Origin of the sequence: Brenneria sp. L4-2C (assembly GCF_040240335.1) — a bacterium.
Taxonomy (GTDB): Bacteria; Pseudomonadota; Gammaproteobacteria; order Enterobacterales; family Enterobacteriaceae; genus Brenneria.
On sequence record NZ_JBEIAC010000002.1, the window covers coordinates 132,107 to 145,046 of the forward strand.

At 57.9% G+C, this 12,940-nt stretch carries 9 protein-coding genes; 1 reads left to right on the forward strand and 8 read right to left on the reverse strand.

Annotation, left to right across the window (positions count from 1 at the left end; translation table 11 throughout):
- Window positions 1–5: 5 nt before the first annotated feature.
- The 4 genes from ABRZ26_RS04525 to dalD all read right to left on the reverse strand — a co-directional run bounded on the left by ABRZ26_RS04525 (window position 6) and on the right by dalD (window position 5,555).
- Window positions 6–1,505 (reverse strand): sugar ABC transporter ATP-binding protein, encoded by a 1,500-nt coding sequence (locus tag ABRZ26_RS04525; RefSeq protein WP_319603071.1) that lies wholly within the window; start codon window positions 1,503–1,505, stop codon window positions 6–8.
- Between the two features lie 47 nt (window positions 1,506–1,552).
- On the reverse strand, window positions 1,553–2,512 hold the full coding sequence (locus ABRZ26_RS04530; RefSeq protein WP_319603072.1) for a substrate-binding domain-containing protein: 960 nt from the start codon (window positions 2,510–2,512) through the stop codon (window positions 1,553–1,555).
- Window positions 2,513–2,651: 139 nt separating this feature from the next.
- Window positions 2,652–4,121 carry a xylulokinase gene (xylB, locus tag ABRZ26_RS04535; RefSeq protein ID WP_319603073.1) on the reverse strand — a complete coding sequence of 490 codons (1,470 nt, stop codon included), beginning with the start codon at window positions 4,119–4,121 and terminating at the stop codon, window positions 2,652–2,654.
- A 33-nt stretch (window positions 4,122–4,154) separates the two neighbouring features.
- Window positions 4,155–5,555, reverse strand: coding sequence for a D-arabinitol 4-dehydrogenase (gene dalD / locus ABRZ26_RS04540; protein WP_319603074.1), 1,401 nt, complete (start codon window positions 5,553–5,555; stop codon window positions 4,155–4,157).
- Between the two features lie 185 nt (window positions 5,556–5,740).
- Here dalD and ABRZ26_RS04545 point away from each other — a divergent pair, with 185 nt between their 5' ends.
- Window positions 5,741–6,703 carry a sugar-binding transcriptional regulator gene (locus tag ABRZ26_RS04545; protein WP_319603075.1) on the forward strand — a complete coding sequence of 321 codons (963 nt, stop codon included), beginning with the start codon at window positions 5,741–5,743 and terminating at the stop codon, window positions 6,701–6,703.
- A 412-nt stretch (window positions 6,704–7,115) separates the two neighbouring features.
- On the opposite strand, the gene ssuB is transcribed toward ABRZ26_RS04545, so the two are convergent.
- From ssuB to ABRZ26_RS04565, 4 genes are all read right to left on the reverse strand, one after another.
- Window positions 7,116–7,916, reverse strand: a complete 801-nt coding sequence (gene ssuB / locus ABRZ26_RS04550) for an aliphatic sulfonates ABC transporter ATP-binding protein (protein WP_319603076.1) — start codon at window positions 7,914–7,916, stop codon at window positions 7,116–7,118.
- A complete protein-coding gene (ssuC, locus tag ABRZ26_RS04555; protein ID WP_319603077.1) occupies window positions 7,913–8,704 on the reverse strand; it encodes an aliphatic sulfonate ABC transporter permease SsuC in 792 nt (263 codons plus the stop codon). The genes ssuB and ssuC overlap by 4 nt, the downstream gene beginning before the upstream one ends.
- A gap of 751 nt (window positions 8,705–9,455) precedes the next feature.
- Window positions 9,456–11,132: a methyl-accepting chemotaxis protein gene (locus tag ABRZ26_RS04560; protein ID WP_319603078.1), complete on the reverse strand. Its 1,677-nt coding sequence runs from the start codon at window positions 11,130–11,132 to the stop codon at window positions 9,456–9,458.
- A gap of 700 nt (window positions 11,133–11,832) precedes the next feature.
- A complete protein-coding gene (locus tag ABRZ26_RS04565) occupies window positions 11,833–12,855 on the reverse strand; it encodes a nucleoside hydrolase (protein WP_319603079.1) in 1,023 nt (340 codons plus the stop codon).
- Between the last annotated feature and the right edge of the window lie 85 nt (window positions 12,856–12,940).

Below are 12,940 nucleotides of genomic sequence, written 5' to 3' on the forward strand. Positions count from 1 at the left end.
CTCAGCTACGCTAAAGCACGTTTAGGTATGGCGAAGCGCATAATGTTCTCTTCGGTGATCCGGTCGCCCTGTAGTTCGGCGGTGATGGTTCCTTCACTCATCACATACACCCGATGAGCCAGGGAAATGACCTCGATCATTTCAGAAGAAATCACAATAATGGCGTAGCCCTTTTCGGCTAATTCATGAATCACGTTATAAATTTCCACCTTGGCGCCGACATCCACGCCGCGGGTAGGTTCGTCAAGGATCAGCAGATCGCATTCGGTGGCCAGCCATTTGGCGATCACCACCTTTTGCTGATTTCCGCCGCTGAGGCTGGAAATAGGATCTTCCACCGAATCCAATTTAATCGACAGCCGCTGACGCGACTGTTCGCTTACCTCCCGCTCGCGGCGGTAATTTAAAATGCCGAAGCGGTAACAAACGCGTTTTAAATTCGATAACGTTATATTCTCCCGGATGGGCCGGGATAGAATGGCGCCCTGCTCTTTGCGGCTCTCCGGCACCAGACCGATGCCCTGGCGCATGGCGTCGGCGGGATGGCGCACGGCGATCTCCCTGCCGTTTTTCACAATCCGCCCGGCGGTCATACGGTCCAGGCCGAACAGACAGCGGGAAATTTCCGTGCGCCCGGAGCCCACCAGCCCCGCCAGGCCGACGATTTCGCCTTTTCTGGCGCTGAGATTGATATCTTTCAGCAGCGACTTGGTGGACATGCCGTAGACCTCAAGCACGGTTTCTTGCTGGGGAACGTTTTTCGGCGGATAAAGGTTTTCAAATTTACGCCCCACCATGCTGGAGATAATGTCATCTTCGGTGCAGGTCGCCGGGTCTAGGTCGGTCACCGTTTCGCCGTCCTTGATCACCGTAATCGCGTCGGCGATGGCGAATATTTCCTCCAGACGGTGGGAGATATACAGAATGGTCACCCCCTGGCCTTGCAACAGCTTCAACTGGCCGAACAGGATATCGATCTCACGGCGCGACAGAACCGCAGAGGGTTCGTCCAGAATCAAAATTTTTACGTCCCTGGCCAGCGACTTGGCGATTTCCACCATTTGCTGATAGGCGACGCTCAGGGAGCCGAGCCGCGCCGTGGGGGGAATATGAAAGCCCAGGTTGGATAGTACCCGGGCGGCCTTCTGGTTCATTTTTTTCCAGTTGACCAGCCGGCCGCCGAAGCCGAGATCGCCCAAGAAAATATTCTCCGCCACGGTGAGGTCCGGGGCCAGCGCCAGCTCCTGATAGATAATGCCGATATGATTTTCCCGGCTCTGCTTCGGCGACGTGAAGTGGACCTCTTTGTCATTGATGTAGATGGTTCCGCCGTCCTTGATATAGATGCCGGACAGAATCTTCATCAGGGTGGATTTACCGGCGCCATTTTCTCCCACAATAGCGTGGATACTGCCCCTCTTCACTTTCAAATCAATGTTTTTCAGCGCATGGACGCCGCCAAAACTTTTTTTAACCTGCTCGATAACCACCGCATACTGGTCCATGAAAATACCTCATTTTCAGCCCCCCTGGTTACCAGGGGGGAAACGACTTAGAAAAGCGATTCAGGATCGTAGACTTTCTTCACGTTATCTTTGGTGATCAGTACGGTGGGGGTATAGACGTAATCCGGGAAATCCTTATTGCCCGCCTGGTATTTAGCGATGATATCCAGCACGGTGGCCGTCAGAACATTGGGGTTATTGGCGGCCGTCGCCTGCAGGTCGCCGCGCTCCACGGCTTCCAGCCCTCTTTTATAACCGTCGTGGGCGTAGACTTTTACCTCCTGCAATTTATTGGCGCCTTTTAACGACAGTATCGCCCCCAGCGCCATATCATCCATTTCGCTGTAGACGCAGTTAATCTTGCTGCCGTGGGCGACGACGATATCCTCCATGGCTTTCAGGCCGCCCTGCTGATCCCAGTTGCCCCAGCCCTGGCTGACGACGGTCAGGTTGGTCTGGTTATATTTGCGCAACTGGGCTTCCATCACCCCGCGGATAAAGTTGGAGCGCCGGGCTTCGCCCACCAGATTCCCCTGGTTGCCGCTGATCAGCACGCAGTTCATCGGCTTGTTGCCGAATTGCTCCACGGCATATTCGCCGATGGCGATATTGTTTCTGGCGTTGTTGGCCTGCACGCGGGTAATCACCGGCGCATCCAGGGAAATATCGCTATCGAGAATAATGGTGGGAATGCCCGCGCGTTTGGCGCTTTGGGTAATGCGCAAGCCTGCTTCGGGATCCTGCGGATTCAGCACCAGATAATTAATCCCCTGGGAGATCATATCTTCAACGTCCGAAATCTGCTTGGTCAGATCCCCGCGCGCATCGGTGGTAATCAGATCGTAGCCGCGCTCTTTGGCATGGATCTTCATATATTCGGTCAGCCCGTTGAAAAAGGCGCCGTTAAGCGTGCGGTTGGCAAAACCCACTTTGATTTTATCTTCAGCATGGGCGGAAACCGTTACTGTTGCTGCGGCCAGAAGAAGACCTGCTAATACTTTTTTCATCTGTCTCTTTCCTTCTCTTTTTGCGATGGGGTAGACGTCAGATAGGGCTAAGCCGTCTACTTCTTATGGTATTTGCTGCCGGCCAGTCGACCGTGCTTTCCGGCCCGCGACAGGCGATCCGCGCCGGGAAGCTCAGGGATTATTGAACCCTTGTTCTGGCCTCCACCTGCTGACGGTAAAACAGCCGGTAACGGGCTAAACGGCCGCGCAGCTGTTCGGCCCGCTCGCCGCCGGCGGTAAAACGGCTATCGATCGCCGGTTTGGCGCACACCTGCGCCTCATCGCCGCCCGCCGCCAGCCAGCCGAGGCGCGCGGCGCCCAATGCGCCGCCGGCCGCGCCGTCCCGGTGCGTCACCACCGGGATATCCATCACGTCGGCAATCAGCTGCGCCCACCAGGGGCTGCGCGCGCCGCCGCCGATCAGCGAAAACTGTTCGATGCGGCTGCCGGCCTGCTTCATCACTTCCAGACCGTCGACCAGGCCGAAGGCGACGCCCTCCAGCACCGCATAACCCAGCGCGGCGCGCTCGGTGGAGTGCGTCATGCCGTGGAAGGATCCGCTGGCGATAGGGTCGTTATGGGGCGTGCGCTCGCCGGAAAGATAGGGCAGGAAGATCGGCGCCCGCAGCTGCTCGTCCCTGCTCAGCTCGGCCACTTCCGCCAGCAGGGTGGGTTCATCGGTACGTAAAATCCGGCACAGCCAGCGCAGGGCGCTGGCGGCGGTAAGCATGACGCTCATCTGGTGCCAGCGCTGCGGCAGGGCGTGACAGAACGCATGCACCGCCGACTGCGGATTGGGGCGAAAACTTTCGTTGACCACAAAAATCACCCCGGAGGTGCCCAGGGAGATAAACGCATCGCCGCTGTTCACCGCCCCGATCCCCACGGCGCTGGCGGCGTTATCCCCGCCGCCGCCGGCGACGATGACCGTTTCCGCCAGCCCCCATTCGCGGGCCACATCCGCCTTCAGGCGGGCGGAAGGCGCGGAGCCCTCCACCAGCGCGGGCATATGGTCACGCGTCAGACCGCAGGCTTGCAGCAGCGCGTCCGACCAGTCCCGTTTGGCGACGTCCAGCCACAGGGTTCCCGCCGCATCGGACATGTCGGAGACTTTCTCGCCGCTCATCATCAGACGCAGATAATCCTTCGGCAACAGCACGGTGTTGATGCGGGCGAATAGTTGCGGTTCGTGTTTAGCCACCCACAGCAGCTTGGGGGCGGTAAAACCGGGCATCGCCAGATTACCGGCGATGCGATGCAGTTCCGGCGCCCGCGCGGTCAGTTCGTCGCACTCCGGGGCGCAGCGGGTGTCATTCCACAGAATGGCCGGCCGGAGAACCCGATCGGCGGCGTCAAGCAGCACCGCGCCGTGCATCTGCCCGGAGAGGCCGATGCTGCGAATGCCCGGCCAGATATCCCCGTGGCGGGCGCGTAACCGGCCGATGGCCCGGTTGGCGGCCGCCCACCACTGGGCCGGGTCCTGTTCCGACCACTGCGGGTGCGGCCGCTGTACGGTCAGCGCTTCGCCTTCGCCGGCGACCAGCGTCCCCGCGTCGTCGATAATGACGATTTTTATCTCCGAGGTGCCTAAATCAAGACCGAGATACATAATCGCTCCCTCTGGGTTTAAGGTAGGGTGAAATTAATGGCTGACGGCCAGCGGCGCATTGGCCCGCGCCCAGGCATCAAGCCGGGCAACGGTCTCGCGCAGCAACTGTTCGAACTCCTCTTTGGCGGCCAGCGGCCCGAACAGCTTCTCATCGCGGGCGTAGCCGGCGAGGGGGTCGGCCGAAGCGAACATGGCGTGGGTGGCCGCCTCATCCAGAATGCCGTCCTGATAGTCGTACGGCAGCGTTCCCTCATGCCAGCGGCGCATAAAAATAAAAAACAGCGCCGGCAGCGCCGCGGTGGCCCTCGGCTGCTGGCCGCGGGCGTAGCACTCGATGAGCGTCGGGGTGATAAATCCCGGAATTTTGGAAAACCCGTCGGCCGCCACCCGCTGATTGGTGTCGCGGATATAGGGGTTGCCGAATCTTTCCAGCACCACGTCGCGGTATTGGCCGAGATCCAGCGGACTGGGGGTCAGCGACGGGATCACATCCTCGGTCACGTAGTCATAGGCCATCCGGCGGATAGCGTCGGTGCCGGTGCTTTCATGGATATAGGACTGGCCGATCAGCGTGCCGGCCCAGGCGATGCAGCTGTGGCTGGCGTTGAGGATGCGGATTTTCGCCTCTTCATAGGGCGCCACCGAATCCACCATCTCGACGGCGACGTTTTCCAGCGCCGGACGCCCGGCGATAAAGTTATCCTCCACCACCCACTGGATAAAGGATTCCCCCATCACCGGCGCCCGGTCGTCCACCCCCAGCTTTTCTTTGACGCGGGCGGCGATATCGGCGGCCGGACGCGGCGTAATGCGGTCGACCATGGTGTTCGGCGTGGTGGTATGGCCGTTCACCCAGGCCAGTAAATCGCCCTCGCCCTGCAGGGTCAGAAATTCGCTCAGCCCGTCGTGGAAACGTTCGCCGTTGTGGCGCACATTGTCGCAGCTCAGCAGCGTGACCCCGCCGCTGTTCCGCGCCCGGCGGGTACGGAGAATATGCGCGACGGCGCCGTAAATGGTGCGCACGCCGCCCTGCAGATCGGCCTGGATATCGGCGTTGGATTGATCCAGCCTGAAATGGGTGTCGAGGTAATAGCCGCCCTCGGTCACGGTAAAGGAGATGACGCGCGTCGCGGCGTCGGCGCCCTGCTCAACCAGCGCCGACAGCTGCGGGTCCCAGGGGATAATGGTGCGCAGAGAGGTGATTTTTTCATAGCTGCGCTCCCCGGCCGGCGTTACGGTTTCCAGGACGTATTCTCCATTTTGTTGCGCCAGAGTCTCCAGCAGCGGATTGGCATCGTCACGAATATTGCCCAGCGCTATCGACCAGCGTAGGTCGCCCTGCAGCAACAGGCGGTGCAGGTACCAGGCCTGATGCGCGCGGTGAAATGAACCGGCGCCGATATGCATCCAGGTAAAGTGCTCTAAGGTGGTCATAATATCTATTACCTCGCAACAGGATGATGAGCATAAGCTCACAAAATGAGTAATTGTCTGGAAAAAGAGCATAGTTGAATAATAGCCCAATGAATGAGCTTTAGCTCACATATCGCAAATGAGCGATTTACCCGCCTGTCGCCGGCGGGTTATAGTTTTGACACTGCTAAAAATGAGTACCATCAATGAGTAAAACCGATAGGAAATTGGATCACGCCGCGCGCGCCGCCTGGATGTATTACGTGGCGGGCAAAACCCAGCATGAGATCGCCGAGCTATTGGGGGTTTCCCGTCAGGCGGCCCAGCGGCTGGTGGCGCTGGCCTCCGAGCACGGCCTGGTCAGGGTCAATATCACCCATCCGGTCGCCGACTGCACGGCATTATCCCAGCAGTTGGCCCGCCAGTTTCGCCTGTCGACCAGCCTGGTGGTGCCCTCCGCCGGTATGGACAGCGCCAGCCTTAACCGGATGATCGCCGTGGCCGGCGCCGAGCTGATGGCGCAGTTTATCCACCGGGAATCCCCGCAGGTCATCGCGGTGGGTTCGGGACGGGCGCTGCGCTCCACCATCAACGAGCTGCCGCAAATCGATCGTCCCCAGCATAGCTGCGTATCGCTTATCGGCGCCATCGCCGCGGACGGTTCCTGTACCCGTTACGACGTCCCGCTGTGGATGGCGGAGAAAACCCAGGGCAAGTACTTTATTTTGCCGGCGCCGTTATTCGCAGACAATCTGACGGATAAAGAGCTGTGGTGTAATCACCGTATCTATCGCATGGTCACCGAGAAAGCGGCGCAGGCGGACGTCACCTTTATCGGCATCGGCCAGATGAACTATCACTGTCCGCTGCATTACGACGGTTTTATCACCACCGAAGAAGTGGAAAGCCTGACCGCGGCGGGGGTGGCGGCGGAGATCGTGGGACACTTTATCGGTGCCGACGGCCAGCAGGTGCCGAGCGCGATGGACGACCGCCTGACCAGCGTCACCATCAGGCAATATCCCGAAAAACCGGTTATTGCCTTTGCCGGCGGGGAGGAGAAGTTCCGCGCCATTCAGGCGGTGCTGCGCGGCGGCTGGATAACCGGCCTGGTCACCGATGAAGATACCGCCAGAAAACTGCTGGCCGCCTCAGCGCGCGATCTTTAAAGGCCGCGCAGCGTCTCTTCCGGCAGCGCCAGGGATAAATGCTCGTGGTTGGTTTTGCCCTGCCTGTGGGGAGTGGGTTCCTCGCGGATCAGCGCGCTGTCCCGCTAATCAATGATAAACGACGGCTCCCGCCGCGCGGGAAGCTGACTGATGCCGGCGTCGGGAACATCCCCGTCCATCTCGGGATAGAGAATGCCGCAGCGCCGGGTTTAGCCGCGCGGCCAACGGTCAACGGATCGTCGTCGATATACACGGTGATATTCTGCACGATGTGATACATCGCCTTCGCTCAGCGCAGAATCAGCAATTGCCCTTCGGTGGCGCGAACCGGTCGCGCCGTTCCCGGAGGCGTACACTGAAAGTGTAAAAAACGCGCCTCCTGCGGGCTTAATAGCGGCGTTTTACTGACTGATTAACGCCCCTCGTGGTACTTGAGGCCGCTATTCTCATCGTCCCCGGCGCGTTTCTCCTCTTGGCGATTAAAGATATGTTCCAAAATTTCCTGCTCCAGCGCCGCCAGACGGGGCAAACCTCGCTGTCGCGGCCGGGGCAGATCGATAGTCAAATCCAGGCCGATGGCGCCCTCCTCTATCAGGATCACCCGGTCGGCAATACTGACCGCCTCACTGACGTCGTGGGTCACCAGCAACACGGTGAACCCCTGTTCCAGCCACAGGCTTTCTATCAGCTGCTGCATTTCAATACGGGTCAGGGCATCCAATGCGCCGAGCGGCTCATCCAGCAGCAGCAGGCGCGGGCGATGAATCAGCGCTCTGGCCAGCGCAACGCGCTGTTTTTGCCCGCCGGAGAGCGCTGCCGGCCAGTCGTTTTCCCGACCGGACAACCCCACCGCCTTCAGCGCTTCCCGCGCCTTGGGCTTCCAGTCGCCTTTCAGGCCGAGGCCGATATTTTCAATCACCGTTTTCCAGGGCAGGAGTCTGGCATCCTGAAACATCAGACGGATATCCTGCTGCAATTGATGTAGCGGCTGATTGCCCGACAGCAGCCGTCCCGAACTCGGTTTCTCCAACCCGGCCAGCAGCCGCAGCAGCGTACTCTTGCCGCAGCCGCTGCGCCCGACCACCGCGATAAACTGTCCGGCAGGGATCTGCAAATCCAGGTTATGCAATACGGATCGCTGATTAAACTGTTTATCGAGCCGTTGCGTAACCAGCGGAATGCCCTGATTAACGGTGTAAATACGGGCGCTCATGCCTCACCTCCGGTTGACTGATAGGAAGGATGCCAGCGCAACCAGTTGCGCTCCAGCAGACGGGCGGCGACATCGGCCAGCTTGCCGAGCACGGCGTACAAGATAATAGCCATCACCACCACGTCGGTTTGTAGGAATTCGCGGGCATTCATCGCCAGATAGCCGATCCCGGAACTGGCGGAGATGGTTTCCGCCACAATCAGCGTCAGCCACATCAGGCCCAGCGCAAAACGCACGCCGACCAGAATGGAGGGCAACGCGCCGGGAAGAATCACCTGACGAAACAGCGCAAAGCCGGAGAGTCCGTAATTGCGCGCCATTTCCACCAGTCCGGCATCGACATGGCGCACCCCGTGGTAGGTGTTCAGATAGATAGGGAAAAAGGTACCCAGCGCCACCAGAAAAATCTTGGCCGACTCATCAATCCCGAACCAGAGGATCACCAGCGGGATCAGCGCCAGATGCGGCACGTTGCGCACCATCTGCACCGTACTGTCGATCAGCAGCGCGCCAAAGCGCGATAGCCCGGTAATCAATCCCAGCAATAAACCAATGCTGCCGCCGATGCCGAAGCCAACCGCCGCCCGCCAACTGCTGATCGCCAGGTGTTGCCATAATTCGCCGCTGTAGGCCAGCGTCCAGCCGGCCTTAAGCACTGCGCCCGGCGCCGGCAGTATACGGGTAGACAACCAACCGGACGTTACCGCGCCCTGCCAGGCGATAATCAGCAGCGCCGGGATCAGCCAGGGGATGAGTCGCGTCAGCGTCTGTTTAATCACGATATTCATCGTACTTGCTCCCTTATAAAACTCCGTCAAAGCGTAATAGATGATAGATTACTCCGGTCGCGCTCACTCTGCCTGCCTGATATGCGACCGAATCATAATTGCGCCATAAAATAGAAACAATAATAAGCATCCTAGCCTTTATCAACCGGCAGTATGAAACATCAGTTATTGATAAGGATATCAATTATTGATCTAACGAAACATTGAAAGGAAAATTATCCTTTAATTCGGTTAGATTAATTTATTCCCACACCAAACCCGCTATCCGCAAGAAAACAAATAATTCAAAAGAACCTATTAATTCAAAATCTTAAAATAAAATCACCATTAACCACAGCAAGTGTGATTTTATTAAAACAGCCATAAAAGACCTATTCAACAGCGAAAAAACAGAAATATAAAAATACACATCGCCGTTACAGCGCGCGTATTTTATAAAGCATACTGTTTATTTTATATCCTTGACAGAATGCCTGTCAGCCACGCGGATATCTCTATTAGGCGACAGGTTATTTATCTTCTCCCCTGGCTCGGACTGAATCGACGGACGCGCTGCGGGAATAGCCTCGCGGAAATGGGGGAAAGACAAAACGCCGCTAAACACTCGCGCATAAACAGATAGAACGACGACGGGAAGTTGCCGATGACTTCGCACCGGCACTTCCCGTAGGGATGAGGCGCCGCGACAATCCGATCAACCCAACCTGTTGGCAGGCCGGCGGCCGTTATTATCGCACTTGCCGATTGATGCTTAAAAAGAGCTCCAGCCCCCTTCGGTGGACGCCGATTTGGCGCCGGCTGCCGCAGGTTTAAGCTCCAGGGCCGCGTGCGGCGCTGAAGCGGCGGAGGCCGATTTGCCGACCGGCGCGGCACTTGAACGCGATTGCCCTTCCGTCAGTTGGAATACGCTGACCACCTGCTCCATCTGTTCGGCCTGCTGTTGCAGAGACTGGGTGGCAGCCGAGGCTTCGTTCACCAACGCCGCATTCTGCAACGTCGTCTGCTCCATCTGTGTGACCGCGACGTTGACCTGATCGATACCCAGGGACTGCTCCTGACTGGCGCTGCTGATTTCGCCCACCAGATCGCTGACCTTGCGCACGCCGCTCACGATGTCCAGTATTGACGCCCCCGCCTGCTCCACCAGGCGATTGCCCGTTTCCACGGTCTGTACCGAATGGTCGATCAGCTCTTTGATCTCTTTGGCCGCCGAGGCGCTACGCTGGGCCAGGCTGCGAACTTCCCCGGCCACCACGGCGAAACCGCGCCCCTGCTCGCCGGCGCGGGCGGCCTCCACCGCGGCGTTCAACGCCAGGATATTGGTCTGGAAAGCGATGCCGTCAATCACGCTGATAATATCCACAATCTTTCTCGACGAGGTATCGATGGCGCCCATGGTCTGCACCACATCGTTCATCAACTGCCCGCCAGACTGCGCCTGACCGGCGGTGGATTGCGCCAGTTGATTGGCCTGCTTGGCGTTATCGGCGTTCTGGCGCACGGTGGAAGCCAGTTGTTCAATGGCCGCGGCGGTTTCTTGCAGCGCGCTGGACTGCTCTTCAGTGCGGCTGGACAGATCGAGGTTGCCCGCCGCGATTTGCGAAGACGCCCCGGCAATCGATTCCGATCCCTGACGAACCTCGCCCACGATGGTGCGCAACTGGGTCGTCATCTCCTGCAAGGCATGGAGCAACTGTGCGGTTTCATCCCGGCCTTCGGCGCGCACGTTCTGCGTGAGGTCGCCGCCGGCCACGGCATTGGTAATCTGCACGGCATGCTCCAGCGGCCGCACAATACTGCGGGTGAGCATCCAGGCGATCAACGAGCCGGCGATGGTGATCAAAAGACCGATGATCCCCAGAAAGAGATAGCCGTTGCCGGCATTGCGGGAAATATCCGCGCCCAGTTGGTTGATCGTGGCGCGCTGCTGGTCACGCAGGGCTTGCAGCGTATCCAGATAATTACGCGCGGCGGGTTGGAAGTCCCGGTCAAAAAGCTGTAGCGCCTGTTCGCGCTGGCCGTTCGCATTGGCGGCGGAGATAGCGTCGCGCGCCCTGATATAAATCTGGCGAACTTCGCCCAGTTTTTCGAACAGCGCCTTTTCCTCCGGGCTGCTGACCAGTTTGGCGAACTGCTCCTGCCGTTCGGCGGAACCTTTTGAGGCGGCGGCATTGTCCGCGGCGAACAATTCAGCCAATGAACCATCGCTACTGCGCGCCACCGCGGTAGAGCGTTGTACGCTGGCGCTGATGACGCTGAACCAGTCCGCCACCAGCCGCTCTTTACGCAGCGGCTCCTGCATCATCCGCTGCGTGCTTTGGTCAATCTGCCGGAGCTGATAAACGCCGCTGACCAGCATAACCAGAGAAAAAATGATGAGTACGCCAAATCCCACCGCCAACCGAATACCTATTCTGAAATTCTTCACTATCCCGCTACCTCCAAAGATATAAGGCTGGCCAATTGCCCGCCTTTTACGTTGATGACTCGCATCTCAATATGGATTTCATACGTTTTTGATAGCAGTGATGACTACCTCCCGACATGCCAAGGGAAACGGTCGCAAAGCTAGCGCTGAAAAAATGCTTGCCGTTTTATGGAACAAGGCCTGACGCCGGGTTAAAAATGTTTTAACCCGCTATCTGCGCATGGGGTGTCCGGTTGCAACGATATGACGGGAAATGTTCCCAACGACGCTGTCATTTATCGGCTGTTGGGAAAAGAAGTTTATATACGTTATCGATAAAAACGATCAAACAGCTGTCTTTAATAGATTAAACAAATAGATTACTTTGTTTTGATCGTTAAATACTATTGCACTGTTTGGCCGACTTGACGTTTTCCCTGGACTTAAAGCGCCAACGGCATATTCCAACGCGGTTGATTAGCGGCAAGAAGACGGTATACATAAGCGTATCGCGGGGAGAAAGCGCGGTCAGAGCGGCCGGAATCGGTTAACGCCGGACGCCGGCGCGGGGTAACGGCAGCGGGCCGACGTGAATGTCGGCCCGCTGCGTTTATTGCCTGATTCGGCATCTGCGAGAGGTCATGCGCGAAATTCGCATCACGGGCGTAGCCGGCGCTTACGCCGTTTCCCCTCCGCGCGCCGAAATTGAAAATCAGCCAGACTAATGCTTCACGCCATAGGCCAGCGCCAGCTTGGCATAGAAATCCTCCAGCGTGAATCGGGCATCCACCGCGTTATAGACCCGAATTTGGCGGGCGTTCGGCTGCGGCGCATAGGTGAGATCGTCATTCAGCAGCGGCGCGGCGCGCAACGTGTAATTGTACTCATGATCATCCAGCAACAATGATACCGAGGGATTATCACCCAGCACCCACACTTCGCTTTTCGGCCAGGGAACATCTTTTACCACCTCGGAAATCCTCTGATTGAATTCAATAAGCTGCTGCCAGAGATATTCCCCGACCTGACCCTGCGGCTTCACTTTCAGCGCCAGTTCGCTCAGCGATACCCGAACGGACATATAGACATTGTGCGGTACCTGCCATAACGGCACCTGCGACTTAAATACAACATTGGCGCCTTCGGGATCATTAAACATGTTGTATTCCCAACCCCCTTTGGGATAAGGCATACCGCCAATCCACACCACCGTCATTTTTTGCGCAATCGCGGGTTCGGCCAGCAAAGCGGCGGCGACATCCGTCAACGACCCCATGACCAACACAAACAGCGGGGAACTCTCCTGTTTCATGGCTTCATCGATCAGCGCCCTGGATCCCTCGCTCAACGTCGGCGACTTTTCTCCTTTTTTAAGCGCATCCGCGGCGCCGCGATACACCGGCACATCGGTTTTTTGCATCAGCGTCAGCAGATGTTTCAACTCCTGATAACTCTTTTCCATACTGGCGCCGGGATCGGATTTCATCAACGCCGCGGTACGGGCATAGTGGGCGGCAATAACGCCCTTAACCTGAAAGGTCGGCGTCAGCAGCGCATGCGCCACCGCGAAATCATCATCCGCTTCATTCTTGGCGTCGCTGCTGATTATTACCCGAACCTGTTTACGCGCGACGACATCAAACAAAGGCTGCGCGCCAGCAAACGCAGGCGCTGCCGCAAGCATGAGCAACAATAGACTAACAACGCCGTATAGCCTCGCTTTCATTAAGCTGTATTTATTCATTAGTAAACCCTTCTCTATATTCACATCCAGCCCCTCTTTTTATTCAACGTCCGGATGTTCTCAAATAGGCTGAGGAGTCGCCGCC